Annotated in this window: 22 protein-coding genes and 1 pseudogene; 10 read left to right on the forward strand and 13 right to left on the reverse strand. The window is 52.7% G+C overall.

Annotated features, from left to right (window positions below; genetic code table 11):
* The 5 genes and pseudogenes from A7090_RS12380 to A7090_RS12400 all read left to right on the forward strand — a co-directional run.
* Positions 1-84 (forward strand): annotated as a pseudogene (locus A7090_RS12380) (IS200/IS605 family transposase); the annotation flags it as partial.
* Positions 85-206: 122 nt separating this feature from the next.
* Positions 207-953: a thiol:disulfide interchange protein DsbG gene (gene dsbG, locus A7090_RS12385; protein WP_105274269.1), complete on the forward strand. Its 747-nt coding sequence runs from the start codon at positions 207-209 to the stop codon at positions 951-953.
* Positions 954-1,161: 208 nt separating this feature from the next.
* A complete protein-coding gene (gene citR, locus A7090_RS12390) occupies positions 1,162-2,064 on the forward strand; it encodes a DNA-binding transcriptional repressor CitR (protein WP_105274246.1) in 903 nt (300 codons plus the stop codon).
* Positions 2,065-2,210: 146 nt separating this feature from the next.
* The gene (locus tag A7090_RS12395) at positions 2,211-3,431 is read left to right on the forward strand and encodes a phosphoadenosine phosphosulfate reductase (RefSeq protein WP_105274247.1); all 1,221 of its coding nucleotides are present in this window, start codon (positions 2,211-2,213) and stop codon (positions 3,429-3,431) included.
* Positions 3,404-4,033 carry a ParB N-terminal domain-containing protein gene (locus A7090_RS12400; RefSeq protein ID WP_105274248.1) on the forward strand — a complete coding sequence of 210 codons (630 nt, stop codon included), beginning with the start codon at positions 3,404-3,406 and terminating at the stop codon, positions 4,031-4,033. The genes A7090_RS12395 and A7090_RS12400 overlap by 28 nt, the downstream gene beginning before the upstream one ends.
* Here A7090_RS12400 and ybdL read toward each other — a convergent pair whose 3' ends face one another.
* Positions 4,034-5,194 (reverse strand): methionine-oxo-acid transaminase, encoded by a 1,161-nt coding sequence (gene ybdL, locus A7090_RS12405; protein ID WP_105274249.1) that lies wholly within the window; start codon positions 5,192-5,194, stop codon positions 4,034-4,036.
* A gap of 108 nt (positions 5,195-5,302) precedes the next feature.
* On the opposite strand from ybdL, the gene hcxA reads away from it, so the two are divergent.
* Complete coding sequence (gene hcxA, locus A7090_RS12410; RefSeq protein ID WP_105274250.1) at positions 5,303-6,391, forward strand: hydroxycarboxylate dehydrogenase HcxA; 1,089 nt, start codon at positions 5,303-5,305, stop codon at positions 6,389-6,391.
* 8 nt (positions 6,392-6,399) lie between these two features.
* On the opposite strand, the gene A7090_RS12415 is transcribed toward hcxA, so the two are convergent.
* The 7 genes from A7090_RS12415 to entC all read right to left on the reverse strand — a co-directional run bounded on the left by A7090_RS12415 (position 6,400) and on the right by entC (position 13,828).
* Positions 6,400-6,597 (reverse strand): YbdD/YjiX family protein, encoded by a 198-nt coding sequence (locus tag A7090_RS12415; RefSeq protein ID WP_000460431.1) that lies wholly within the window; start codon positions 6,595-6,597, stop codon positions 6,400-6,402.
* Between the two features lie 118 nt (positions 6,598-6,715).
* Positions 6,716-8,821, reverse strand: a complete 2,106-nt coding sequence (gene cstA, locus A7090_RS12420) for a pyruvate/proton symporter CstA (RefSeq protein ID WP_105274251.1) — start codon at positions 8,819-8,821, stop codon at positions 6,716-6,718.
* Between the two features lie 180 nt (positions 8,822-9,001).
* Positions 9,002-9,415 carry a proofreading thioesterase EntH gene (gene entH, locus A7090_RS12425; RefSeq protein WP_000637953.1) on the reverse strand — a complete coding sequence of 138 codons (414 nt, stop codon included), beginning with the start codon at positions 9,413-9,415 and terminating at the stop codon, positions 9,002-9,004.
* Between the two features lie 2 nt (positions 9,416-9,417).
* Positions 9,418-10,164 carry a 2,3-dihydro-2,3-dihydroxybenzoate dehydrogenase EntA gene (gene entA, locus A7090_RS12430; RefSeq protein WP_105274252.1) on the reverse strand — a complete coding sequence of 249 codons (747 nt, stop codon included), beginning with the start codon at positions 10,162-10,164 and terminating at the stop codon, positions 9,418-9,420.
* Complete coding sequence (gene entB, locus A7090_RS12435; protein WP_105274253.1) at positions 10,164-11,021, reverse strand: enterobactin biosynthesis bifunctional isochorismatase/aryl carrier protein EntB; 858 nt, start codon at positions 11,019-11,021, stop codon at positions 10,164-10,166. Before entB ends, entA begins: the two co-directional genes overlap by 1 nt.
* A gap of 11 nt (positions 11,022-11,032) precedes the next feature.
* Positions 11,033-12,643 carry a (2,3-dihydroxybenzoyl)adenylate synthase EntE gene (entE, locus tag A7090_RS12440; protein ID WP_105274254.1) on the reverse strand — a complete coding sequence of 537 codons (1,611 nt, stop codon included), beginning with the start codon at positions 12,641-12,643 and terminating at the stop codon, positions 11,033-11,035.
* Positions 12,644-12,652: 9 nt separating this feature from the next.
* Complete coding sequence (gene entC / locus A7090_RS12445; protein ID WP_105274255.1) at positions 12,653-13,828, reverse strand: isochorismate synthase EntC; 1,176 nt, start codon at positions 13,826-13,828, stop codon at positions 12,653-12,655.
* Positions 13,829-14,015: 187 nt separating this feature from the next.
* On the opposite strand from entC, the gene fepB reads away from it, so the two are divergent.
* Positions 14,016-14,972 carry a Fe2+-enterobactin ABC transporter substrate-binding protein gene (gene fepB / locus A7090_RS12450; RefSeq protein WP_105274256.1) on the forward strand — a complete coding sequence of 319 codons (957 nt, stop codon included), beginning with the start codon at positions 14,016-14,018 and terminating at the stop codon, positions 14,970-14,972.
* A 3-nt stretch (positions 14,973-14,975) separates the two neighbouring features.
* On the opposite strand, the gene entS is transcribed toward fepB, so the two are convergent.
* Positions 14,976-16,226: an enterobactin transporter EntS gene (entS, locus tag A7090_RS12455; protein ID WP_105274257.1), complete on the reverse strand. Its 1,251-nt coding sequence runs from the start codon at positions 16,224-16,226 to the stop codon at positions 14,976-14,978.
* A gap of 110 nt (positions 16,227-16,336) precedes the next feature.
* Between entS and fepD the strand changes: the two genes are divergently transcribed.
* The 3 genes from fepD to fepC are packed head-to-tail and all read left to right on the forward strand — an operon-like array spanning position 16,337 to position 19,142.
* Entirely contained in the window at positions 16,337-17,341 is a 1,005-nt protein-coding gene (fepD, locus tag A7090_RS12460; RefSeq protein ID WP_105274258.1) for a Fe(3+)-siderophore ABC transporter permease, read from the forward strand.
* Positions 17,338-18,330 carry an iron-enterobactin ABC transporter permease gene (fepG, locus tag A7090_RS12465; protein WP_105274259.1) on the forward strand — a complete coding sequence of 331 codons (993 nt, stop codon included), beginning with the start codon at positions 17,338-17,340 and terminating at the stop codon, positions 18,328-18,330. The genes fepD and fepG overlap by 4 nt, the downstream gene beginning before the upstream one ends.
* Positions 18,327-19,142, forward strand: a complete 816-nt coding sequence (gene fepC, locus A7090_RS12470) for an iron-enterobactin ABC transporter ATP-binding protein (protein ID WP_105274260.1) — start codon at positions 18,327-18,329, stop codon at positions 19,140-19,142. Before fepG ends, fepC begins: the two co-directional genes overlap by 4 nt.
* Here fepC and wzz(fepE) read toward each other — a convergent pair.
* From wzz(fepE) to fes, 4 genes are all read right to left on the reverse strand, one after another.
* Positions 19,139-20,272, reverse strand: coding sequence for an LPS O-antigen length regulator Wzz(fepE) (gene wzz(fepE), locus A7090_RS12475; RefSeq protein WP_105274261.1), 1,134 nt, complete (start codon positions 20,270-20,272; stop codon positions 19,139-19,141). The genes fepC and wzz(fepE) overlap by 4 nt on opposite strands.
* 216 nt (positions 20,273-20,488) lie before the next feature.
* Positions 20,489-24,370 (reverse strand): enterobactin non-ribosomal peptide synthetase EntF, encoded by a 3,882-nt coding sequence (gene entF / locus A7090_RS12480; RefSeq protein ID WP_105274262.1) that lies wholly within the window; start codon positions 24,368-24,370, stop codon positions 20,489-20,491.
* The gene (gene ybdZ / locus A7090_RS12485) at positions 24,367-24,585 is read right to left on the reverse strand and encodes an enterobactin biosynthesis protein YbdZ (protein ID WP_105274263.1); all 219 of its coding nucleotides are present in this window, start codon (positions 24,583-24,585) and stop codon (positions 24,367-24,369) included. Before ybdZ ends, entF begins: the two co-directional genes overlap by 4 nt.
* 2 nt (positions 24,586-24,587) lie before the next feature.
* Positions 24,588-25,790: an enterochelin esterase gene (fes, locus tag A7090_RS12490; RefSeq protein WP_105274264.1), complete on the reverse strand. Its 1,203-nt coding sequence runs from the start codon at positions 25,788-25,790 to the stop codon at positions 24,588-24,590.
* Positions 25,791-25,921 lie beyond the last annotated feature (131 nt).

A 25,921-nucleotide genomic window follows, 5' to 3' on the forward strand; every position in this document is an offset into this window, starting at 1 on the left:
CGCTCCTATTTCGCCTGTAGCGCTGGCGGCGCAACAATCGAAACACTGAAAGCGTATGTGGAATCGCAGAAAACACCTGATTAGCTCCCCTTATATCTCCGCCCGATTGGGCGAGGGTTTACGGGGCATTTGCTAAGCTCTTACCTATGACAGTGATAGGTTATGCCTTTGGCTCCATTTTTGCACTGACTGAAAAGGACAAATTAATGTTAAAAAAGATACTTTTACTGGCTCTGCTTCCTGCCTTCGCCTTCGCAGAGGAACTTCCTACTCCAGTAAAAGCGATTGAAAAACAGGGTATTACGATTATCAAAACGTTCGATGCCCCCGGAGGAATGAAAGGTTATCTCGGAAAGTATCAGGATATGGGCGTCACCATCTACCTGACTCCAGATGGTAAGCACGCTATCTCTGGTTACATGTACAACGAGAAAGGTGAAAATCTGAGTAACACGCTTATCGAAAAAGAAATTTATGCGCCAGCCGGACGCGAAATGTGGCAACGGATGGAACAATCGCACTGGCTCCTCGACGGTAAAAAAGACGCGCCGGTCATTGTCTACGTCTTCGCCGATCCGTTCTGCCCATATTGTAAACAGTTCTGGCAGCAGGCCCGCCCGTGGGTAAATTCTGGCAAAGTGCAATTGAGAACATTGTTGGTTGGAGTTATCAAACCAGAAAGTCCGGCGACAGCCGCGGCAATTCTGGCCTCAAAAGATCCCGCAAAAACCTGGCAACACTATGAAGCCTCTGACGGCAAGCTTAAGCTAAATGTGCCTGCAAACGTAAGCACAGAGCAAATGAAAGTGTTAAGCGACAACGAGAAACTCATGGACGATCTGGGAGCAAATGTCACACCGGCTATCTATTACATGAGTAAGGAAAATACACTGCAACAGGCCGTGGGGTTGCCCGATCAGAAAACGCTTAATATCATTATGGGGAATAAATAACAGATAATTTATTGATGGTTGAAATTTATCTCTACTTTTCAACCATCCTTAAAACGCATGAATTGCTCGTAACCAACCTGACAGCTATGCTATTTTAGAAAAACTTAATCCAAAGTTAAGTAAAAAAACATAATCAATGAAAATACATACACAAAAAACATTGATTAAGTGAATGCGCCATGGAAGAAAAATATATCCGGAGTACTGTATGGCCAATCTCTACGACTTGAAAAAGTTCGACTTAAATCTTCTTGTCATATTTGAGTGTATTTATCAGAATTTAAGCATCAGCAGGGCTGCTGAATCACTATATATCACCCCATCAGCCGTGAGTCAGTCGTTACAACGCTTACGTGCGCAATTTAATGATCCTTTATTCATTCGCTCAGGAAAAGGGATCGTGCCGACGACGACAGGTTTAAATCTGCATCACCATCTCGAGAAAAATCTCAGAGGCCTCGAACAAACAATTAATATAGTCAATAAGTCTGAGCTAAAGAAAAAATTTATTATTTACGGCCCTCAGCTCATTTCTTGCTCTAATAATAGTATGCTGATCCGCTGCCTACGGCAAGATGCCGCTGTCGAGATTGAGTGCCATGATATCCTCATGTCAGCAGAGAATGCTGAAGAGCTGTTGGTTCACCGCAAAGCCGATCTGGTGAACACCCAAATGCCAGTACTCAGCCGTTCCGTTATTTGCATGCCATTGCATACGATTCGCAGTACTCTAATTTGTAGTAATAAACATCCGCGAATTACTGATAACAGCACTTATGAACAAATTATGGCAGAAGAATTCACCCAATTAATATCTAAATCAGCAGGGATTGATGATATTCAAATGGAAATAGACGAGAAGTTTATGAGTCGTAAAATCTCATTTCGTGGTTCCTCTTTACTGACAATCATTAATAGCATTGCAGTTACTGATTTACTGGGGATAGTTCCCTATGAACTTTATAAATCCCACAGTGGCTTTCTTAATTTAAAAGAGGTAAAACTTGAGAATCCGTTACCTTCAATAAAGCTTTACATCTCCTATAATAAATCTTCTTTAAATAACCTGGTGTTCTCACGATTTATTGACCGTCTAAATGAGAACTTTTGATATATAACTTCAGACAGGCACTATAACTTTTACCTATTTATTTACGGTATAAATGAAAAATAAAACACTCTGCTTTACAGTGTTTACTGTATAATTAACGGCCTCATCTCACTGATCACCATGTAACGTTCAAAGAGCGTCTTCAGATGTCTATTTATAAAATTCCTCTTCCGCTCAATATTCTGGAAGCAGCACGAGAGCGTATTACCTGGACACTCAACACCCTCCCCCGCGTTTGTGTCTCATTTTCTGGCGGCAAAGACTCTGGTTTAATGCTGCATCTGACAGCCGAACTTGCCCGACAAATGGGCAAAAAATTTTGTGTTTTATTTATCGACTGGGAGGCACAATTCTCTTGCACCATTAACTATGTTCAGTCCCTGCGCGAATTGTACGCCGATGTTATCGAAGAGTTCTACTGGGTTGCACTCCCGCTCACGACGCAAAATTCCCTATCACAATACCAACCAGAATGGCAGTGCTGGGAACCTGATGTCGAATGGGTACGCTCCCCCCCGCAAGATGCGATAACCGATCCTGACTTTTTCTCCTTTTACCAGACAGGCATGACCTTCGAACAATTTGTGCGTGAGTTTGCCGAATGGTTTTCACAAAAACGTCCTGCGGCTATGATGATCGGCATCCGTGCGGATGAGTCCTACAACCGTTTTGTTGCCATCGCCAGTTTAAATAAACAACGTTTTGCCGATGATAAACCCTGGACCACAGCCGCACCAGGCGGTCATAGCTGGTACATTTACCCCATCTACGACTGGAAAGTGGCTGATATCTGGACCTGGTATGCTAACCATCACAGCCTCTGTAACCCACTGTATAACATAATGTATCAGGCAGGCGTTCCTCTGCGTCATATGCGAATTTGCGAACCTTTTGGCCCGGAGCAACGGCAGGGATTATGGCTCTATCACGTTATCGAACCGGATCGCTGGGCTGCTATGTGCGCCCGAGTCAGCGGGGTAAAAAGTGGCGGCATTTATGCCGGACATGACAACCATTTTTATGGTCATCGGAAAATCCTCAAACCAGAGCATTTAAACTGGCGAGAGTATGCATTATTGCTGCTTGATAGCATGCCGGAGAAAACAGCTGAACATTACCGCAATAAAATCGCCATTTATTTACACTGGTATCAGAAAAAAGGCATCGAGGTTCCACAAACCCAGCAAGGGGACATTGGCGCGAAAGATATCCCCTCCTGGCGGCGAATATGCAAAGTTTTACTCAATAACGATTACTGGTGCCGGGCATTATCATTTAGCCCTACGAAAGCGAAGAACTATCAGCGTTATAACGAACGGATAAAAGGAAAACGTCAGGAATGGGGGATACTATGCAACAACGATTAACGCAGGATTTAACCCAATTTCTCGCCAGCTTGCCGGAAGACGATCGCATCAAAGCGATTAATGAAATCCGCATGGCGATCCATCAGGTTAGCCCCTTTCGTGAAGAGCCAGTGGATTGCGTTCTGTGGGTTAAAAACAGCCAACTAATGCCTAATGATTACAACCCAAACAACGTGGCACCACCAGAAAAAAAACTGCTGCAAAAATCCATTGAAATAGATGGTTTTACCCAACCTATTGTGGTCACGCATACGGAAAAAAATGCCCTGGAAATCGTTGATGGCTTTCACCGTCATGAAATTGGTAAAGGCTCTAACACATTAAAAATGCGATTAAAAGGATATTTACCGGTCACCTGTCTGGAAGGAACACGTAACGAACGTATCGCCGCGACTATTCGTCATAACCGCGCCCGAGGACGCCACCAGATCACTGCCATGTCCGAAATTGTTCGTGAACTCAGCCAGTTGGGTTGGGACGATAATAAAATCGGCAAAGAACTGGGAATGGATAGTGACGAAGTGCTGCGCCTGAAGCAAATTAACGGCCTGCAAGAGTTGTTTGCCGACCGTCAATATTCCCGCGCCTGGACTGTCAAATAACTACAGCTGGCGCAGGCGTTCAGCCGCTGCCAGCAACGTCGATTCCTTCTTGGCAAAACAGAGACGAATCAGTTTATGGGGAAAGGAATCGGCGCAAAACACCGACAGCGGGATCGCCGCCACACCATGCTCCCGCGTCAGCCACTGGCAAAAATCAACATCATCCAGCGCAGAAACCGCGCTGTAATCCACCAGCAAAAAGTATGTGCCTTCGCACGGTAAAATCTCCAGCCGACTCTCACTTAAGGCGTTCACCAGAATATCGCGCTTCTGGCGATAAAAGTCCGGTAATGCAAGATAGTGTTCAGGTTCTGCTCGCAACATATCGGCAAGGGCCAGTTGTGCTGGGGTATTCACCGAAAAAGTCAGATATTGATGCACCTTGCGGATCTCGGCGCTGATGGGCGCAGGCGCAACGCAGTAACCCACTTTCCAGCCAGTCATATGATATGTCTTACCAAACGATGACACCGCAACCGCTCGCTCACGCAGTTGCGGATGCGCCAACACGCTGGCATGGCCTTGTTGTGAAAAGTTGATGTGCTCGTAGACTTCATCACTAATAACAAAAATCTCGCGGTCGGCAATTGCCTGCCACAAAGCTGCGAAATCAGCCTGCTGCCAGACAGTTGCGCTGGGATTATGCGGCGTGTTGAGGATCACCAGACGGGTGCGTTCACTCAGCAGCGCGGCAAATTCCTGCCAATCCACACGAAAATGCGGTGGTTGCAGTGCAATACGTTTCACTATTCCCCCCGAAAGCGCGACGGCGGGAGCGTAACTGTCATAGCTGGGATCAAAACAAATCACTTCATCGCCATTGCGCACCAATGCGGTTATCGCTGCATATAGCGCTTCCGTCGCCCCAGCCGTTACGGTGATATCGTTGTCAGCATCTGGTTGATAGCCATACAGCCGTTCCGTTTTCTGAGCAATAGCCTCGCGTAATGCCCTCACACCGGTCATTGGCGCGTATTGATTTGCTCCCTGATTAACGTGGTACGCAAGCCGCTCCTGTAAATAGCGCGGACCATCAAAATCAGGAAAGCCTTGCGACAGGTTAATTGCCTGGTGCTGCTGCGCTAAAGCGCTCATCTGGGTAAAAATAGTGGTGCCAAGTTGTGGAAGTTTGCTTTGTGGAATCAGAGGGTTATTTGTCATTTTTATCGTACCTGATGAAGTTGCGTGTTGAAGGCACTATAACACGATGCTAGTATTTGGCAATCAAGACGTTTAGCCGTCTAAATAAAACAATAAGGACAACACAACATGCCTCACAATCCTATCCGCGTCGTCGTTGGCCCTGCTAACTACTTTTCTCATCCCGGCAGTCTCAATCACCTGTATGATTTTTTCACTGATGAACAGCTTTCTCGCGCAGTGTGGATCTACGGCGAACGCGCCATTGCTGCGGCACAAACCAAACTGCCGCCTGCGTTTGAACTGCCAGGGGCAAAGCATATTTTGTTTCGCGGTCATTGCAGCGAAAGCGATGTACAACAACTGGCGGCTGAGTCCGGTGACGATCGCAGCGTGGTGATTGGCGTCGGTGGCGGCGCACTGCTCGACACCGCGAAAGCCCTCGCCCGCCGTCTCGGTCTGCCGTTTGTTGCCGTTCCAACGATCGCCGCTACCTGCGCTGCCTGGACACCGCTCTCTGTCTGGTATAACGATGCCGGACAAGCGCTGCATTATGAGATTTTCAATGACGCCAATTTTATGGTGCTGGTGGAACCGGAGATTATCCTCAATGCGCCGCAAGAATATCTGCTGGCGGGGATCGGTGACACGCTGGCGAAATGGTATGAAGCGGTGGTGTTGGCTCCGCAACCAGAAACGTTGCCGCTAACCGTGCGGCTGGGGATCAATAATGCGCAGGCCATTCGCGACGTCTTGTTAAACACCAGCGAACAAGCGCTGAACGATCAGCAAAATCAGCAGTTAACGCAGTCATTTTGCGATGTGGTGGATGCCATTATCGCCGGAGGTGGAATGGTCGGTGGTCTGGGCGATCGTTTTACACGCGTTGCAGCGGCCCATGCCGTGCATAACGGCCTGACCGTGCTGCCGCAAACCGAGAAGTTCCTCCACGGCACCAAAGTCGCCTACGGAATTCTGGTACAAAGCGCCTTGCTGGGGCAGGATGATGTGCTGGCGCAATTAACTGAAGCGTATCAGCGTTTTCATCTGCCGACTACGCTGGCAGAGCTGGAAGTGGAAATCAATAATCAGGTGGAGATTGACAAAGTGATTGCCCACACCTTGCGTCCGGTGGAATCCATTCATTACATGCCGATAACATTGACACCAGATACGTTACGTGCAGCATTCGAAAAAGTGGAGTCGTTTAAAGCCTGACGTACAATTTAGCAGCAGCGCGCACCGCCTTTACCACCGTAGCGCGCGTCCTGCCGCTCACGGAAAAACTCCTCATAGGTCATCGGCGTTTGATCAGGATGGTTAACCCGCATATGTTCGACATAGTTGTCGTAATCAGGCATACCAATCATCAGTTTCGCCGCCTGACCTAAATATTTTCCGGCTTTTGCCAGTGAATCAAACATCAATACCTCCGGTAATCAGGTTGCTGAGATATTGCCGGATGCAGCGTGAACGCCTTATCCGGCCTGGAATTGCTGAGAGTAAGGGGAAACGCTCGGAACATTCCCCCTCACTCTGACTTTAGTGCGCGCCTTTTGCCTGCGCCACAATCTCCTCGACATTTTCCGGCATCGGCTCATACGGCGTTTCTTTCGCCGTTGGTTTCGGATCTTTCAATGCCGCCAGTGCCGTCTTAATCGAGAACAGCGCCAACACCACCACAACCACCATAAAGAAGATAGTCAGGCCAGCATCGAGACGGTTGTTAAACACCAGTTGCGCCAGTTGAGACTCAGTATACTGCGACGGAATGTTGCCGCTGTCGATCATCGTCTGGAACTTATTGGCAATCGCCAGGAAACCGACTTTCGCATCCGGGCTAAACGCTTTCTGCCAACCTGCGGTCAGGGTACAAATCAGCAGCCAGGCCGTTGGCACCAGCGCCACCCAGGCATAGCGTTGACGTTTCATCTTGAACAACACCACGGCGCAAAGCATCAAAGCCATCCCTGCCAGCATCTGGTTGGCAATACCAAACAGCGGCCACAAGGTGTTAATACCACCCAGCGGATCGACTACCCCCTGATGCAGGAAGTAGCCCCACGCCAGTACGCATAGCGCCGTTGCCAGCAGGTTAGCTGGCAGTGAATCGGTCCGTTTCAGGCCCGGAGACACCACGCCCAGCAGATCCTGCAACATAAAGCGCGCAGCACGCGTACCGGCATCCACCGCCGTCAGAATAAACAGTGCTTCAAACAAAATGGCGAAGTGATACCAGAAAGCCACATCCATCATGCCGCCCAGCGCACCGTGCAGAATGTAGGCCATCCCCACAGCCAGCGTCGGCGCACCTCCCGCACGGGAAATGATCGATTGTTCACCCACTTCGCTGGCAATCTGGTTTAGCGTATCTGGCGTAATGCTAAAGCCCCAGCTACTCACTACCTGCGCAGCAGATGCCACTACATCCACCGTCCCCGCTGGAGCCAGCACCGCCATCGGGCTGTTCATGGCGAAGTACACGCCCGGATCGATAATACAGGCAGAAACCAGCGCCATAATCGCCACGAAGGATTCCATCAACATCCCGCCGTAGCCGATAAAGCACGCCTGACCTTCGTTCGCCAGCATCTTCGGTGTGGTGCCGGAAGAGATCAGCGCATGGAAGCCAGACACCGCGCCACAGGCGATGGTGATAAACAGGAACGGGAACAGGTTACCGGTCCATACCGGGCCAGTGCCATCGACAAATTTGGTCAACGCAGGCATGGTCAGCGTCGGGCGCATAATCAAAATACCGACAGCCAGACCGACGATAGTCCCTATTTTCAGAAAGGTAGAGAGGTAGTCACGCGGGGCCAGCAGCAACCACACCGGCAGCACCGCCGCCACAAAACCGTAGCCCACCAGCATCCAGGTCAGCTGTACGCCGGTAAAGTCAAAGTACGGTGCCCAGGTCGGACTTTCTGCCACCCAGCCGCCAGAGATAATAGCGAAAATCAGGAACACCAGGCCAATCACCGACACTTCGCCAATACGACCCGGACGCAGATAACGCAGGTAGATACCCATGAAGATTGCCAGCGGAATGGTGAACGCAACGGTGTACGTCCCCCACGGGCTATGGGTCAGCGCTTTCACCACGATCATCGCCAACACCGCAAGAATAATGACCATGATCATAAAGCAGGCCACCAGCGCTATCACCCCAGCGGTTGGCCCCATCTCTTCTTTGACCAGCTCACCCAGCGAGCGACCATCGCGGCGCGTGGAAACAAACAGCACCATGAAATCCTGCACCGCACCGGCGAGAACCACCCCGGCAAGCAGCCAGATCATCCCTGGCAGGTAACCCATTTGCGCCGCCAGTACCGGCCCCACCAGCGGGCCAGCTCCGGCAATTGCCGCAAAATGGTGACCGAACAGCACTTTTTTGTCCGTCGGTACATAATCCAGACCGTCGTTATGACGCACCGCTGGCGTCATACGCGTCGGGTCAACCGCCAGTACATTTTTGGCGATATAAAGCCCATAAAAACGGTAGGCGATCAGATAGATACAGACCGACGCCACCACAATCCACAGCGCGTTGATCTGTTCCCCACGATGTAAAGCAATGTATCCCAGAGCAAATGCTCCCATTACAGAGAGCACTGTCCAGACGAGGTATTTCCCTGATTTGTTCATAGTTGTTATCCGTGTGAGTGTCCATAGAGATGTTACATTTTGTTTCTATAACACCTTTGGGTAATTTAACAACACGGCAACTATGTAAATACGATTTGAAACCAATATTTAACTTAACAATGTTAACTCGATCACTCCGTTAACCGAATTTTCCTGCAATCTCATTTAATTCTGTCGGGTTCATCCCAAAACCGCCGTGCCCAGCCGACAGGTGCAGCAACGCCGCCCCTGCTCATCGAAAACAACGATTTCCCAGCTCTGATTTTGCCGCCCAAGATGTAGCGGCTGGCAGACACCGCGCACCTTTCCCTCTGACACCGGGCGATGATGTGTGGCGTTAAGTTCCGTGCCTACCACACATTGCCCATCGCGAGTCATCATAAATCCGGCCATCGATCCCAGTGTTTCTGCCAGCGCCGCCGACGCGCCGCCATGCAGCAGGCCAAACGGCTGATGAGTACGGGTATCAACCGGCATTTCGGCTTCCAGCACATCATCGCCCAGACGGGTATAAACAATTCCCAGATGTGCCACCATTGTGTTATCGCTGGTGGCGTTCAGCTCGTCGAGCGTTAAATGGCGCTTCCAGATCATGCTTATGCCCCCAGCGTTGAGCCGCCATCTACCACAATATCCTGTAGGGTGATATGGCTGGCGAGGTCAGAGGCAAGGAACAAAATTGTGTTGGCGATCTCTTGTGGACGGGCGATTTTCCCCAGCGGAATGCCGAGTTTAAACTGCTCGCCAAAGCCGCGAATACGCTGTTCTTCAGCGTCATCGCTCACCCACAGCGTGCGTTGCATATCGGTGTCGGTGGAGCCTGGTGAAACCACATTACAGCGCACACCGCTACCCGCCAGTTCCAGCCCGACGCTCAACGCCAGGCTTTTCAGCGCCGCTTTAGACGCACCATAAGCACTCATACCAATACGCGGCGTGTGTGCGGCGTCGGACGCCACAGTCACTATCGCCCCGCCCCGCTGACGGCGAAACTGGTTCATGGTTTGCTGAAACAGGTTAAACGCACCGCCGACGTTGACCGCAAAAGTCCGCTGCCAGTCCTCTTTGCTGAGCTGATCGGTCGCGCCCATGCGTAAAATTCCCGCCGCATTGACCAGCACGTCCAGTCGCTCCGTTTCAGCTAACAGTCGCTTGCATACCTGCGCCACCTGCCCGGCGTCGGCAACATCCATCACTTCGGTCGCAAAGGGATATTGCTCCTGAGCGAACACTTGATCAAAACCTGTGACTTTTGCTCCCGCCTCAACAAATGCCAGCGCCGTGGCGTATCCGATGCCTTTCCCCGCGCCGGTTACCCAGACATTTTTACCGCTGAAATCCATTATTTCACCTCGCGGGAGAGTAGCTTCCACCAGGCGTCGATGGTCGGGTTTTTCGCCAGCATGACAAAATCGATATCGCCATGCACTTTGCGCCAGCGCGCCGCCAGCGCCATCATGCGCACTGAATCCAGACCGTAGTCGATCAGGTTGTCGTCATCGAACGGCTCATCAGACTCATCCAGCAACGGCAGGATCACCTCACGCAGCGCCGCTTTAGTTGAAGGGATCGGTGCAGGCAATAATTCTTCGGTCATCACCACCCGACCAGAACGCCCGGCCACATATTTCAGCGACATCAAATGCTCGTCACGGCTGAAATCTGCCAGCGCATCTGCCACCATAAACGGTTTAATATCCCGCATAAATGCGTCGGTTGCGGTGGTCATACAGCCAATGTGGGCATATACCCCGGTAATAATCAGCTGGTTACGTCCACTCTCTTTAAGCATTTGCTCCAGCGGGGAACGATGAAACGCGCTGTAGCGCCACTTCACCAGCACCGTGTCGTCGGCATCTGGCGTCAGGCGATCCACCACCTTTTGCTGTTCCGGCGAACGGGTCAGGCCCGGCCCCCACATATCATTTAACAGTGCCCGATCTTCATCGCTCTGCTCTTTCGGCTGGGCGGTGTAATAAACCGGGATATTGTTCTGTTTACAGTAGTCGCGCAGCGCGGCAATATTCGCGATCACCTGCTCCATCATCGGGCAGTTCTCGCCCCAGAAGCTGACAAAATAGTCCTGCATATCATGGATTAACAACGCGGCACGTTGCGGTTCAAAGGCCCAGTCAACTTTATTCTGGGGAATATCGTGAGACTCCGGCAGTGCGTAAGCCTGTAATTTTGGAATAGCCATCGTGTTCTCCTTCAGGCTGATGCGCGTGACGCCAGCCACTGACGTAATTGTTTTTTATCGACTTTCCCGACCGCCGTCAGCGGAAGTGAATCCACACACTCCACGCGATCCGGTAATTTAAATTCGGCAATACCCTGTTCACGCAGGAAACGACGCACCTGCACCGCGCGCAGCGGCTCTTTTACCACCAGATAAGCGCAGCTTTTTTCGCCCATCAGTTCATCTTCCATGCTCACCAGCGCGGCGTAGATCACTGCCGGATGACGCAGTAACAGGTTTTCGATCTCTTCGGCAGCGATCTTCTCGCCGCCACGGTTGATCTGATCTTTCTCGCGCCCCTGCACGGTGATGTAACCATCTGGATCAATAGAGATCAGATCGCCGGAACAGTAAAAACCGTTGGCATCAAAGGCACTGGCATTGTGCTGCGGACTTTTGTAATAACCCCGGAAGGTGTACGGCCCACGCGTCATCAGGCGTCCGACTTCCCCTTGCGGCAGTGGATTTCCTTCGGCATCGGCAACCCATACTTCGTCATCCGGGCACATTGGGTAACCCTGGGTATGGATAATTTTCTCCGCGCTATCATCAAGACGGGTGTAGTTCACCAGTCCTTCTGCCATGCCAAACACCTGCTGCAACTGGCAGCCAATCTCTGAGGGAATACGCGCCGCAAGCGTGGCAGAAAGACGAGCGCCACCGACCTGTAACAGTTTCAGCGAGGCAAGCTGCGTCCGGCTTTCGCCTTCGGTCAGCGCCTGTAACCACAGGCTGACTGCCGGCGGCACCAGCGCGGTAACATTAACCTGATGTTTTTCAATCAATGGGAAGCAAAGCGTGGCGCTGGGATCGGTCGCCAGAACGACAGTGCCGCCAGCGAGAAAGACGCCCAGCGAACCTGGCGAACTCATGGCGTAGTTATGAGCCGCCGGGATCGCGCACAGGTAGCGCGTCTGTTGTGTGAACTGACAAATCTCGACGCTACGGCGCACGCTGTAGTAATAGTCGTTATGAGTGCGCGGGATCAATTTCGGTGTGCCGGTGGTGCCGCCGGAAAGCTGGAAATAGGCCACTTCATCTGCAGGTGACGGCGTGGCAGTAAAATCCTCTGCCGGATGGTTAATCGCATCCTGCAAATTATGCTCACCGCTGTCGTTCAGCAACTGCACCACGCGAATGGAGGAATGCTCTGCAACAAATGTATTGAGAAAATCATCCCCGCTAAACAGCGCATGTTGGCGATCGGCAATCAGTAACGCCGGTTCAATCTGGCTGGCATAGGCGTTCAGTTCACTACGCTGATGGCTGAACAGCGCCAGCACCGGCGCAACGCCCAGCTTCAGCAGCGCGAAAAAGGTAATGTAAAGTTCAGCGACGTTACCCAGTTGTACCAGCGCGGTTTCACCAGGTTTAATGCCCTGACGGCGCAAACTACACGCGAGGTTATCTGCCGCCTGATTCAGCTCCCGATAACTCAACTGCCGCTCGCCGTCGATAACCGCGATGCTGTCACTCACAGCATGTCGTGTCAGAATGTCGGTCAGCGGCAAATCCTGCCAGTAGCCTTTTTCCCGATAGCGACGGGCAAACTCTTCCGGCCAGCGGGTGAATGGAATGCTCATCCTCACTCCTTAATGCAATCCAAAAACGTTCAACATGGTAGAAAGTTTGACGCCCGTTTCTCGCCACTCACCCAACGGTGACGACGCAGGCACAATCCCCGCTCCGGCAAACAGACGCACCTGATTTTCCCGCAGCTTCGCGCAGCGGATGGTCACCACCCACTCGCCGTTACCTTCGCTGTCACACCAACCAACAATGCCGCCAAACAGTTCGCGGTCGAACGGCTCCAGTTCAGCAATAACCTGGGTCGCGGCCTGATGCGGGAAACCACTCAGCGCGGGGGTCGGATGCAGCAGACAGGCCAGAGTCAGTGCGTTTTCTTGTGAATTCGCTTTGCCTTCAAAGGGGGTTGCGAGATGCCACAGCGTCGGCGTGGTGATCAATTGTGGGGAGGAGGGAACGTGTAACTCACTACTGCGTTCGCGCAGTACCTCTTTCATCGCCTGAGTCACCAGTTCATGTTCGTGGCGATCTTTTTCTGACGCCAGCAGACGATTACCCGCTTCGCGATCGAGCACTTCATCCGGCTGACGACGCGCGGAACCGGCTAATGGAATGGAGCTAAAACGCTCACCGTCTTTACGCAGCAGCAGTTCCGGGCTGGCTCCCAGCAGGACGCTACCATCTGCCAACGGGACATGGAAGTTGTAACTAACCGGGTTTTGCGCAATCAACCGCTCCAGCAATACGCCACTATCAATGGCGGCGTCAGTGGTGATATCAATCAACCGTGACAGCACCACTTTGTCAACCTGCGGCGTGGCGGTAAGTGCGGCGGCGCGAGCAACCATCTGTTCAAATGTGGCTTGTTCCGGAATTGCCTGGCGTTCCACCACATTCAGCGACTGGCTGCGGGTGAAACGGCGTGCGGAAGCTTGTTTTTCCTGGCGGGAGAACGACTGCCAGGATTCGGGAATATACAGAGACGAAGGCTGACGTGGATCGAAGGGAATCGCCCCAACCATCACCGGATTTTTAATGCCCTGCGCTTTGGCATCGGCAAACAGCGCGGCGAGTTTTTGCTGGAAGGGACTGTCTGGCGAATCCCCGTTCACAGCGGGTTCATCGAAGCGGGCGAAACATCCTGACGTCGTAAAACTGCGGTACGGCGACATAAAGAAAAAGCGATTGGGCGCAAGTGCTGCCATGGTCTGCTGTACTTCCTCAGCCAGTGACGTATCCATATCATCCTCCATAAAATGATAAGGGCTTTAATAATGATTATCATTTATATTTTCGGGCGCTAACCTAAAAGCAAACGTGCGCTATGTCAACTCTTGAGGTCACTCAATCTGCAATTCGGTGTTGCATCTGCTTGTTGTTGCAATGAAAATGAGAAGCATTAACTCAATTAATACAGGAAGCTGATTTGTGAGACTCGCCACGCTCTACCGCAACGCCCTTCTATTAACAGGACTTTTACTTTCAGGAATAGCCGCCGTTCAGGCCGCCGACTGGCCGCGTCAGATTACTGACAGCCGTGGCACTCATACCCTGGAAAGCCAACCTCAGCGTATTGTTTCCACTAGCGTTACCCTGACCGGCTCATTGCTGGCGATTGATGCTCCGGTGATCGCCAGTGGCGCAACCACGCCGAATAACCGCGTCGCGGATGACCAGGGCTTTTTACGCCAGTGGAGCAAGGTGGCGAAAGAACGCAAACTGCAGCGGCTCTATATCGGCGAACCGAGTGCCGAAGCCGTTGCCGCGCAAATGCCGGATCTGATTTTAATTAGCGCCACCGGCGGCGATTCGGCGCTGGCGCTGTATGATCAGCTCTCCACCATCGCCCCGACGTTAATCATCAATTACGACGATAAAAGCTGGCAGTCGCTGTTAACGCAGCTTGGGGAAATTACCGGGCATGAAAAACAAACAGCAGAGCGGATTGCGCAGTTTGATAAGCAACTGGCAGCCGTGAAACAGCAAATCAAACTGCCACCACAACCGGTAAGCGCCATTGTCTATACTGCTGCTGCGCACAGTGCCAACCTCTGGACGCCTGAATCAGCACAAGGGCAGATGCTCGAACAACTTGGTTTTACGCTGGCAAAGCTACCGACAGGCCTTAACGCCAGCGAAAGCCAGGGCAAACGCCATGACATCGTTCAGCTTGGCGGGGAAAATCTGGCGGCAGGGTTAAATGGCGAATCACTATTCTTGTTCGCTGGTGATCAGAAAGATACCGATGCTATTTACGCCAATCCGCTACTCGCGCACCTACCCGCAGTACAGAACAAGCGGGTTTACGCACTAGGAACCGAGACGTTCCGTCTGGATTACTACAGCGCCATGCAAGTGCTGGAACGACTTAAGGCGCTGTTTTAATTATTAACTTTCAGACGCTGCCGCCTGCGGTGGCGTCTGGCGAAAACGGCGCAACTCCACCAGCATCATCAACAACAACACGCCGATAATCAACAAACCAAACCCGCTCGCGCTTGCGGAAGCCACTGGCGTCATCATCGCCCCCAGACCGCCCAGCAACGCCGCGCCTATGGCATCACCCGTCACGTTTTGTGCTGTCCACAAACCGTTAATCCGTCCTAACATCGCCTCCGGGGTTTGCGTTTGCAGCATCGTGTATTGCAGCAACGAACTAACCGCGCTCAGCCAGCCGAACAGCGCCAGACAAACCACGCCTAAAATCCACATTGGCATCAGGCCAAACAAACCAATGGCGAGGAACGATCCCAGCGTGGAGAGCAGCATCAATAAACCTGGTCGCGGGTTATGCGCCAGTTTCCCGCTGGTTAATGCGCCAATAGCGGCACCGAGCGGGATCGCCGCATAGAGAAAACCAATCTGTGCCGCCGACATCTGCCAGTTGGCAGCCAGCGCCGGATAAAGTACCCGTACCGCGCTCGCCATCGTCAATAACCCCCCCAGCAGCGCAATGCCGCCCACCAGCGGGCTGGCGAGCAAAAAACGAAATCCTGCCAGTAATGATTTCAACGGATGCTCACGCGGCTGCGGCGGTGGTGGCAGCGCCGGAAGACTCAACAACGGCAGCAAGGTAATAAACGTGCCCGCCGCCGCCAGTCCGTAATTCCAGGCGACGCCGCCGGTTGCCAGCAATAAACCGCCAATCATGGGCGAAATCACCGATCCCAGCCGCACAGTCAACATGGTGATCGCCCCGGCCTGCATTAAATTTTCACGCCCTACCAATGCCGGAGTTGCTGCCAGTAGCGCCGTAACGCCAAGTGATGCGAAAAAACCATCCCATAAACCAAGTAAATAGATTGCCAATAGAGATGGCTCCGGCAGCAGCGCGTTCAGGCACAGGCCAATAAAACCAATGCCACAGGTGCCGCGCGCCAGCAAAATCACTTTTTTGCGCTCATAGCGATCTGCCAGCACGCCGCCAACCATCAGGCCAACAAACATCGCACTGCCGGTAAGCGTCACGGAAAGCCCCACCTGCCAGGTGGACTGCGTCATCATCTGGATCTGCACCGGCACCGCAACGCCAAGCAACCCCAGAGAAACAATAGAGATAAAACGCGCGAGGAATACTGCGCGAAACGCCGGGTGCGTTTTCAACAGGCTGAGGTTAAGCAGCCAGGATTGTTTATTCATTACAACGCCTTGCCATTAAATATTTTAAATACCTATTCTTAGGCTGCACATGCTAACATATCCAAATAAGATCGATAACGATAATTAATTTCATTATCATGGAAGTTAGTATGTCTGGTTCTGTTGCCGTGACACGCACCATTGCCGTGCCCGGATTGCTGTTATTACTGATTATCGCGACGGCATTAAGCCTGCTCATTGGGGCAAAATCACTCCCCGCTTCCGTAGTGCTGGAGGCCTTCTCCGGCAGCTGCCAGAGTGCCGACTGCACCATCGTGCTCGACGCCCGATTACCGCGCACCCTTGCCGGTTTACTGGCTGGCGGCGCGCTTGGTCTTGCCGGGGCGTTAATGCAAACCCTCACCCGAAACCCACTTGCCGATCCCGGTTTGCTTGGGGTGAATGCCGGTGCCAGCTTTGCCATTGTGCTCGGCGCGGCGCTGTTTGGTTACTCATCCGCGCAGGAACAACTGGCGATGGCCTTCGCCGGGGCGCTGGTGGCCTCGTTGATTGTTGCCTTTACCGGCAGCCAGGGCGGCGGGCAGTTAAGTCCGGTGCGTTTAACCCTGGCGGGCGTGGCGCTGGCGGCGGTGCTGGAAGGGCTGACCAGCGGCATCGCCCTGCTTAATCCTGACGTCTACGATCAACTGCGTTTCTGGCAAGCCGGTTCGCTGGATATTCGTAATTTACACACCTTAAAAGTGGTGCTGATCCCGGTGCTGATCGCCGGAGTAACTGCGCTATTACTGAGCCGTGCGCTGAACAGTTTAAGCCTCGGCAGTGACACCGCGACGGCGCTGGGCAGCCGCGTGGCACGCACACAGCTGATTGGTCTGCTGGCGATTACCGTGCTTTGTGGTAGTGCGACAGCGGTAGTTGGCCCGATTGCCTTTATTGGCCTGATGATGCCGCATATGGCGCGCTGGCTGGTCGGTGCCGATCATCGCTGGTCGCTGCCCGTTACGCTACTCGCTACCCCTGCCCTGCTGCTGTTTGCCGATATCATCGGGCGGGTGATTGTGCCCGGCGAGCTACGCGTTTCCGTGGTCAGTGCGTTTATTGGTGCGCCGGTGTTGATCTTCCTCGTGCGACGTAAAACGCGAGGTGGCGCATGATTTACGTCTCTCGCCGATTAATCATCACCTGTTTGCTGCTAATTACCGCCTGTGTGGTTGCTGGTATCTGGGGATTACGCAGCGGTGCCGTCACGCTGGAAACCTCGCAAGTATTCGCCGCACTGATGGGCGATGCGCCGCGCAGTATGACGATGGTAGTCACCGAATGGCGTTTACCGCGGGTACTGATGGCGCTGTTGATTGGCGCGGCGCTGGGCGTCAGCGGCGCGATTTTTCAGTCGCTGATGCGTAACCCGCTCGGTAGCCCTGACGTAATGGGCTTTAACACCGGAGCATGGAGCGGCGTGCTGGTGGCGATGGTGCTGTTTGGTCAGGACCTGACGGCTATCGCGCTGGCAGCAATGGCGGGCGGCATTGTCACTTCGCTGCTGGTCTGGCTACTTGCCTGGCGTAACGGTATCGACACCTTTCGGTTGATTATTATCGGCATCGGCGTTCGCGCCATGCTGGTGGCTTTTAATACCTGGCTGTTGCTAAAAGCGTCTTTAGAAACGGCGCTAACCGCAGGATTATGGAATGCCGGATCGCTCAACGGCCTGACGTGGGCAAAAACCTCGCCCTCCTCACCCATCATGATATTGATGCTAATTGCCGCCGCTTTACTGGTACGCCGGATGCGCTTGCTTGAAATGGGCGATGATACCGCGTGTGCGCTGGGCGTCAGCGTCGAACGCTCGCGTCTGTTAATGATGCTGGTCGCTGTGGTACTTACCGCAGCTGCCACAGCTCTTGCTGGGCCGATTTCCTTTATTGCTTTAGTCGCGCCACATATTGCCAGACGCATTAGCGGCACCGCTCGCTGGGGGCTGACCCAGGCGGCGCTGTGCGGTGCTCTGTTACTACTGGCAGCCGATCTCTGCGCCCAGCAACTATTTATGCCGTATCAACTTCCGGTTGGCGTCGTTACCGTCAGCCTCGGCGGTATTTACCTTATCGTCTTGTTAATTCAGGAGTCTCGCAAAAAATGACCGAATCAGTAGCCCGTTTGCGCGGCGAACAGTTAACCCTCGGATATGGCAAATATACTGTTGCGGAAAATCTGACTGTAGAAATTCCTGATGGCCACTTCACAGCAATTATCGGGCCAAATGGCTGCGGTAAATCGACGTTACTGCGTACCTTAAGCCGCCTGATGACGCCTGCTCACGGACATGTCTGGCTGGATGGCGAGCACATTCAACATTACGCCAGTAAAGAGGTTGCCCGCCGGATTGGTCTACTGGCGCAAAATGCTACCACACCGGGAGATATCACCGTGCAGGAACTGGTAGCGCGTGGGCGTTATCCGCATCAACCGCTGTTTACCCGCTGGCGCAAAGAAGATGAAGAAGCGGTAACGAAAGCGATGCAGGCCACGGGAATAACTCATCTGGCTGCTCAAAGCGTGGATACCCTCTCCGGTGGACAACGCCAGCGAGCATGGATCGCGATGGTGCTGGCCCAGGAAACGGCGATAATGCTGCTCGACGAACCCACCACCTGGCTGGATATCAGTCATCAGATTGATTTGCTGGAACTGTTAAGCGAACTGAATCGCGAGAAAGGCTATACCCTGGCGGCAGTGCTGCACGATCTTAATCAAGCCTGTCGTTACGCCAGCCATTTGATTGCATTGCGGGAAGGGAAAATTGTTGCTCAGGGAGAGCCGAAGGAGATTGTCACAGCTGAACTGATTGAGCTCATTTATGGTCTGCGCTGCATGATTATTGACGATCCAGTAGCAGGAACGCCGCTCGTGGTGCCGCTCGGACGAACGGCACCTTCAACCGCAAAGATTTAAACTAAGTGGTCTGCCATCATGGCATCCTGTTTTCTGGATGCCATCGCATGGCGCAACAGGACGCCACCACAAGCCACCATCCCGCCGATCAACGCAGAAAGGATCACAATAATCGCCTTACCCGGACCGTCTTTTTTTACGGGTAATGACGGGCTTAACTGATATTTAAACGGCGAAAAATTCACATCGTTGATATTTACTTTTGTCAGTTGCTCGACAAGATACTGACGATTACGTAATTCACCGTTCAGTTCCGCAACGTCAGTGACCGCTTTTTCAATTTCCAGTTTACGTTCAATACCGTCTGCACCGAGAGAAATAGAGAAATCGGGGTCATCTTTAACGGCCTGACCATTACTGTATACGGACTTTTTAATTCCTGCCGCGTTGGCAATGTCAAGTGAATAATTAAGACGTTGAATGTTTGCATCAAGTTGATTTTTCGTTTTAATGCGATCCTGAGCCAGTTTTTCTTTTTCAAACTGGGTTTTGATTTCCAGTTTATTACGGACGTTTTCTAGCGACTCTTTCACCACCAACGCAGAAATGTAATCGATATACCCGGCCAACACTTTCTGTGCCTCTTCACTGGTGGGTGCGGTGAAACTTAGCGTCCAGGAAGTATACAATGCAGACTCATCTTTTTTCTTACTGGCATTGTCATCAACCGCTTTCATTTTTTCGCTCAATGCAACAATAGCGCGATGCAAATCCAGTGGGTCGATTTTCGCTTCTTTTAATTGATCCATCACATAAGGTGATGAACGCAGGTACTCTTCCAGCAAGCTAACCGACTGAAACTTCTTGATAAACAGGTTAAATGCTTCTGTACGATCAATTTTGATATCCAGATCCAGCACACGAAGCTTAGTGAATGTTTTCTCCAGCTCTTGCCACTGAACAGGTTCTGGAGGCGTGACAACCGCCGCGCTGGTCCATTTTTGCGGCAGGATGAAAGAGATCAGCAAGCCTGCGCAGGCAAACGCAAAAACGACCGCCATGACCGTTTTTTTTGCCCGCCATAAAACTTCGATTAGATTAAGTAAATCAATTTCATTATTACTGGTCGACGCCAGAGGATACTCGGGAAAATGAGCGTCACTTCCCTGTTTAATATTCAGTGATGACATGGGGTATAACCTGAAAATGAGTCCAATAGGGGGGAAATCTCCACGGCGCTCACTTTACCAGTTGGTGAGAATTATCCGAAGCTGAAGTTTGTAAATTCCTTCCACTGAATGAAACATTCACTCTATTTCAGAGAAATACCCGCTTTATTCATAAATTAAACAAATAATAAAGCCATAATCATTTACTGTAATTATGGCTTTATAGAAAATATTAATTTACTTATTTAGCGTTGCACGAATAATGGGGCCAATTTTTTCAAACGCTCCTGGAGAGATAATATCCACATGAGCACAATCCTGACGATAGATATCCAGCTCCGCAATCCACGGCGACCAGGCGCGTGCGGGACTCATACCTTCCTGAAGTGTACGTTCAGCAACAAATAGCGTCGCTTTTCCGTCAAACGGTACACTATGAGCAGTGGTCAGCAGGCGCACTGCATCAGCGTAGTTGCCTTCAATGGTGGTAAACAACTCCGTTGAAGTACTTCCCTGCTGTGCCGCCAGGAAGGCGTCGCGTTCGCGGTTAATCTCTGCCAGCACTTCCGGGTCCAGACCATTAGCCTCTTTTTCCTGCCAGTTTTGCGTTTCTGGCGGCCAGGTATCCAGCAAGCCAAGAAATGCCACCTGTTCGCCACGGGCACGCAGCCGCGCCGCAATGCCCTGCGCCAGCGTACCGCCAAGTGAATACCCCAGCAGGTAATAAGGGCCGTGCGGTTGTTGCTCAAGTAACGTTGCAAGATGCGCTTCGCAGACTTCATCCAGACTTGCCGCCGTCTGCATGGGGCCATGAGGGCGCGGCGACTGAATGCCGATAATCGACCACTGTGGATCGAGATAACGCGAGAGCACACTAAACTGCCAGGCAAAACCGGATGCCGGATGGAAACAGAACAACGTCGGGCCAGAGCCTTCACGCAACGGCAGAATGGTTTCGAATCCCATGCGCCGGGAGCTGTCTTCTTCACCATCAATAATCGTTGCCAGTTTGGCGACGGTTGACGCGACCATTACCTGCCCCGGCGTCACCTGACGGGCAAACTGTCGACTTAACTGCGCTGCCAGTTTCATTGCCAGTAGCGAATGACCGCCGAGCGCGAAGAAATCAGCGTCAGCATCCTGCACGTCACACCCCAGCAACGACGAGAACGCCGCGGCGATAATCGTTTCACTGCCCGCTTTCGGCGCACGCCCCGGCGTGTGGGCCTTCAGTTCAGGCAACGGTAAGGCTTTGCGATCCAGTTTACCGTTGGCGCTAAGAGGTAACTGCGACAGTTGCAGCAGAACTACGGGCACCATATGCGGTGGCAATGTTTCGCGAAGCTGCGCCTGTAATGCGCGGGTATCCAGCGGCAGGCCCGATTGCGACACCAGATACCCCACCAGCTGACGCGCATCACCACCAGTGGCTGCCGCCTGGTTAATCACACAGGCGTGGGTAACGGCTTGTTCGACATCCGGCAGCGCCTGCATCACGCGATCGATTTCACCCAGTTCAATTCGCTGACCACGAATTTTTAGCTGATCGTCACTACGACCGAGGTATTCCACCGCGCCGTTATCCAGCCAGCGGGCCACATCGCCGGTACGGTACATTCGTTCACCGGGGGCAAAAGGATCGGCAATAAAGCGGCTGGCGGTCAGATCGGGTCGTCCAAGATACCCCTGCGCCAGTTGAATACCGGTGAGATAGAGATCGCCCGCCACACCCGGCGGCACCGGATGCATCATCGCATCGAGAATGCGCAGGCCCGTATTCCACACCGGATAACCAATCGGCACACTGCTGCCGCGCACCTGGGCCAGTTCCTCGCCAAAAGCCGGATACCAACTGACATCTACCGCCGCTTCCGTCGGGCCATACAGATTATGTAACGGTGCTCCGGTTAACTGTTGCCATTCGCGGCATAAATCGGTCGGTAAGGCCTCACCACTACAAAAAACCTGTTTTAGCGTCGCACAATGCTGGCGAACGGTTTGCGGCGTTAATGAAGCAACAAATGCCGCCAGCATTGAGGGAACAAAATGCGTGGTCGTTACGCCATATTCGGCAAAGAATTGCTGCATAGCGAGCGGGTCGCGGTGCGCTTCCGGTTCAGCCATCACCAGTTTCGCTCCGGCAATAAACGGCCAGAAAAACTCCCACACAGAGACGTCAAAACTGCACGGTGTTTTTTGGGCAACGACATCTTCGCCTGTAAGCGGGTAGTGGTTTTGCATCCACAGCAGACGGTTAACGATAGCCATCTGCCCAACCATCACGCCTTTCGGCCTGCCGGTGGAGCCGGAGGTAAAGATGATATAAGCCGTGTGGTGCGGCTGTGAAAGTTGCAGCGGCGCACTGCCCTGTGCGGTAAGCGGGGCGTTATAGCAAAGGCTGGTTAAATCTGGAACATCAGCAAAGCGCGGCAGTTGATCGTCGGTGGTGATTAACAGCGACGGACGCGCATCTTCCAGCATCATTTTCAGGCGATCGTCCGGATACCCCGTATCCAGCGGTAGCCAGGCCGCACCGGCTTCAACTATCGCATGTAGCGCCAGAGTCAAAAAGACCGAGCGCGGTAGCGCCACCGCTACACTGTCGCCCGGTTTAACGCCGCGCTCACGCAGCAGATTCGCCAGCGCCACCACCTGCTCGCGCATTTCCCGATAGCTGAACTGGTAACGCGCATCTACCAGCGCCGGAGCATCCGGTGTTTTTGCCGCTTGTTCTGCCACCATCGCGCTCAGCGTGGTTTCTGGAATATCAACCTGAGTAGCGTTGATTTGCGCCAGCTGCGCATACTCACCGGGTAGCATAATATCGACATCGCCACACAACAGATCCGGATCAACGGCAAACTGCGCAATCAGCATTTTCAGGCGTTCAGCATGCTGGATTAACGTTGGCTCATCGTAACGCTGTTTATTGGCGAGGATCTCAATGCTCAAATCACCGTGTTCATCCGGGAACAGGGCCAGTTCAAGGTCATTAACCGGCCCCGTTGCCAGGGTATGGGTTTGCGCCTGAACATCCGGAATATCCAGTTGATAATCAAATACCTTGATATTGAGTACCGGACCGAACAGCGGTTCCTCTCCCGCCGCGCGTCCGCTGTCACGAACAATCTGTTCGGCGTCGTAGCGTTGATGGCGGCGCATTTTTTTCAGTTGTGCTGCCAGTCGGGTTGCCAGTTCCGGCAGCGTTTCTTGTGCCTCAATGTGAATACCCAACGGCAAAACGTTGAGCACGGGTCCGGTAGCCGTCAGCGCCGCCGAGCCCAGTCGACGCATAAAGATAAATCCGGCGGCGTAGTCCATGCGATTGCACAATCGCCCCAGCCACAAGGCTGCCAGCGCAAGGGCTAAATCGGTACGTTGTACACCTGAAAGGCGCGTAGCCAACTGACGAAATTCCCCGTCGGTAAATTCCAGTTTCAGGCGCAGAATATCTGCCGAGGCGCTGCGCCCCGGTAAAGGGGCCGGAGAAAGTGACGCGGGCGGTGGCAGTTGACGACGTTGTTCTGCCCAGAATTCCGCATCACGCTGTCTGGCCTCGCTTTCGCGGTATTGCAGGTACTCTTCCACTACATCAGCAAAAGGAGTAAACGGCGAAGCAGGCGTTGGTTCGCCACGCAGCCATGCGCAGTAAATGTTGGCAATCTGGCGGGTAATGGCTGGGAAACTGAAGCCATCGACCAGCAAATGGTGGTAACGCTGATACCAATACCAGCGATTATCCCCCACCTGTATCAGCTGATGAAAGACCAGTGGTTTACCGCTATCGACACGCAGATCTTGTTGTAAATCTGCCTGCATTAATCCCTGCGCAGTACCGTGTGGATCAATGTTAGTACGCAGGTCGATAATTTCTGGCTGTTCGAACGTCAGCGCATCATCGCCCCATTGCCAGACTTCGCCGTTATCTTCCGTAAAACGCATACGCAGCGTATCTGCTTGCGCTAATCCGGCAACCACTGCGCGGGCCAGTAAAGGGGCATCAATATCTCCGGTTAACTCAACGTAATGCGCCACGCTCCATGCGGAGGGTAAATCCGACAGTTTTTCTGCCATCCAGATGCCGGGCTGTGCAGCAACCAAAGGTAAATGCTGGCTCATTGCGCCTCCTGCAGTTGGGTGAAATTCGTCGGTGTCAGAGTACACCAGTGGGCTTCCAGCCACTGCTGGCAGGACGCCTGTGACTGCGGCTGACACACAATGTCCCAGCCTGCCGGTAAGGCGCACTGGTGCGGCCATAGACTGAATTGCCCCTGCGCATTGCGCAAAATGTAAAACGCTCCCTGCGGATCATCGAAGGGATTACTGAATGCCATATTCAACTCCTGTCATGGAAAAGTGGTTGCCAGAGGTCGATTAGCCCCTGCATCAAGCCACCGCGCCAACAAAGCGCATCATGTCCACCGTCAACCTGACGCCAGAAAATGGATTCTTTTAGGGGGTGTAATTGCGCATACAGCGCCTGATTGGCCCGCATGATCAGCGGCTCGCGAATACCCGCTTCCAGCACAATGCGCAGACCTTCGGCGCTAACGTCACCAGCTTTAAGCTGCTCGAGTAACACGCCCTCTTGCTGCCCGCCCCGATGCGGCCACCAGTACGATCCTGACTGACTTAATACACAGCCAAAGCGTTCAGGCCAGTGCAGTCCGGCATACAGTGCGGAAAGTCCACCAAAACTCTGCCCTGCGACCACGGTACGATCGGCGCGATCGCTAAAGGGGGCGATCGTTTTCACCCACGGCAGTAACTCTTGCTGAACTGCCAGCCAGAAATCTGCATCACACGGCAGTTCGTGGGCGCGGTGCGTGGTGTCGATAGCGTCGATCAACACATACACGGCGGGAGGAAGTTGCTGACGATGGGTCAGCGAAGTCAACGCAGGCCAGACGGGCATACTCTGTGCCCAAAATTCGCCATCGAGCAAAACTGCCAGCGGGCGTTCCTCTGCTGTTGCATCGCCAGTGGTAAAAACCCACACACGGCGTGAATTTCTCAACCGTTCACTTTTCCAAATAATTTCTTTGGCCGGCGTTTCTGGCGCTTGCGGACAATCCCATCCCGGTTGCGGTGGCGCTTGCGGCATTTCGAGTGCAGAAACAGTGTGCCCTCTCCCGCCTTTCCAGCTTTGTGGATTCAGCGGATCGGCTATCGCCTGGGGTAATAGTTTTCGCCAGCCTTCGCGCAATTCGTGGCGATCGGGTGATGGTGCAGAAAAAATGTCATCGCGTTCGGTGGGAATAAAACAGTAGCTGCCGCGCCAGTTGGCATTGAGTTGCGTCGTCCACTGCCAGACATTGGTCCCAGCGATTCGCTGCATCGACTGGGGCTGGCTGTTCTGATGATGATCGGTCACACCAGTGATGTAGACCCATACGCGCTTTATCGTCGAGTATTCTTCTGAACCTTGCGGATCACGCCACCAGAAAGTGACCTCAAAATTTTCGTCATCCAGACGCTGCCATTCCGGGCCATGTTTCGACTGCCACCAGCTCTCATTTCCTACTTTTAACGCCGTCACACCATAACCCCATGTTTACTGTGTAAATTTTTATTTATTGCAGAATTATATTTATAATATTATTGATAACCATTTGCATTTGCAATAGCGTAATGGCGCGCCGTGGGAAGCGCAGACATTTATTAACCAAC

Origin of the sequence: Escherichia sp. MOD1-EC7003 (genome assembly GCF_002965065.1) — a bacterium.
Taxonomy (GTDB): domain Bacteria; phylum Pseudomonadota; class Gammaproteobacteria; order Enterobacterales; family Enterobacteriaceae; genus Escherichia.

Coding starts and splice junctions, on each gene's coding strand:
- dsbG (WP_105274269.1), top strand. CDS start 207: ATGTTAAAAAAGATACTTTTACTGGCTCTGCTTCCTGCCTTCGCCTTC.
- citR (WP_105274246.1), top strand. CDS start 1,162: ATGGCCAATCTCTACGACTTGAAAAAGTTCGACTTAAATCTTCTTGTC.
- A7090_RS12395 (WP_105274247.1), top strand. CDS start 2,211: ATGTCTATTTATAAAATTCCTCTTCCGCTCAATATTCTGGAAGCAGCA.
- A7090_RS12400 (WP_105274248.1), top strand. CDS start 3,404: ATGGGGGATACTATGCAACAACGATTAACGCAGGATTTAACCCAATTT.
- ybdL (WP_105274249.1), bottom strand. CDS start 5,194: ATGACAAATAACCCTCTGATTCCACAAAGCAAACTTCCACAACTTGGC.
- hcxA (WP_105274250.1), top strand. CDS start 5,303: ATGCCTCACAATCCTATCCGCGTCGTCGTTGGCCCTGCTAACTACTTT.
- A7090_RS12415 (WP_000460431.1), bottom strand. CDS start 6,597: ATGTTTGATTCACTGGCAAAAGCCGGAAAATATTTAGGTCAGGCGGCG.
- cstA (WP_105274251.1), bottom strand. CDS start 8,821: ATGAACAAATCAGGGAAATACCTCGTCTGGACAGTGCTCTCTGTAATG.
- entH (WP_000637953.1), bottom strand. CDS start 9,415: ATGATCTGGAAGCGCCATTTAACGCTCGACGAGCTGAACGCCACCAGC.
- entA (WP_105274252.1), bottom strand. CDS start 10,164: ATGGATTTCAGCGGTAAAAATGTCTGGGTAACCGGCGCGGGGAAAGGC.
- entB (WP_105274253.1), bottom strand. CDS start 11,021: ATGGCTATTCCAAAATTACAGGCTTACGCACTGCCGGAGTCTCACGAT.
- entE (WP_105274254.1), bottom strand. CDS start 12,643: ATGAGCATTCCATTCACCCGCTGGCCGGAAGAGTTTGCCCGTCGCTAT.
- entC (WP_105274255.1), bottom strand. CDS start 13,828: ATGGATACGTCACTGGCTGAGGAAGTACAGCAGACCATGGCAGCACTT.
- entS (WP_105274257.1), bottom strand. CDS start 16,226: ATGAATAAACAATCCTGGCTGCTTAACCTCAGCCTGTTGAAAACGCAC.
- fepD (WP_105274258.1), top strand. CDS start 16,337: ATGTCTGGTTCTGTTGCCGTGACACGCACCATTGCCGTGCCCGGATTG.
- fepG (WP_105274259.1), top strand. CDS start 17,338: ATGATTTACGTCTCTCGCCGATTAATCATCACCTGTTTGCTGCTAATT.
- fepC (WP_105274260.1), top strand. CDS start 18,327: ATGACCGAATCAGTAGCCCGTTTGCGCGGCGAACAGTTAACCCTCGGA.
- entF (WP_105274262.1), bottom strand. CDS start 24,370: ATGAGCCAGCATTTACCTTTGGTTGCTGCACAGCCCGGCATCTGGATG.
- ybdZ (WP_105274263.1), bottom strand. CDS start 24,585: ATGGCATTCAGTAATCCCTTCGATGATCCGCAGGGAGCGTTTTACATT.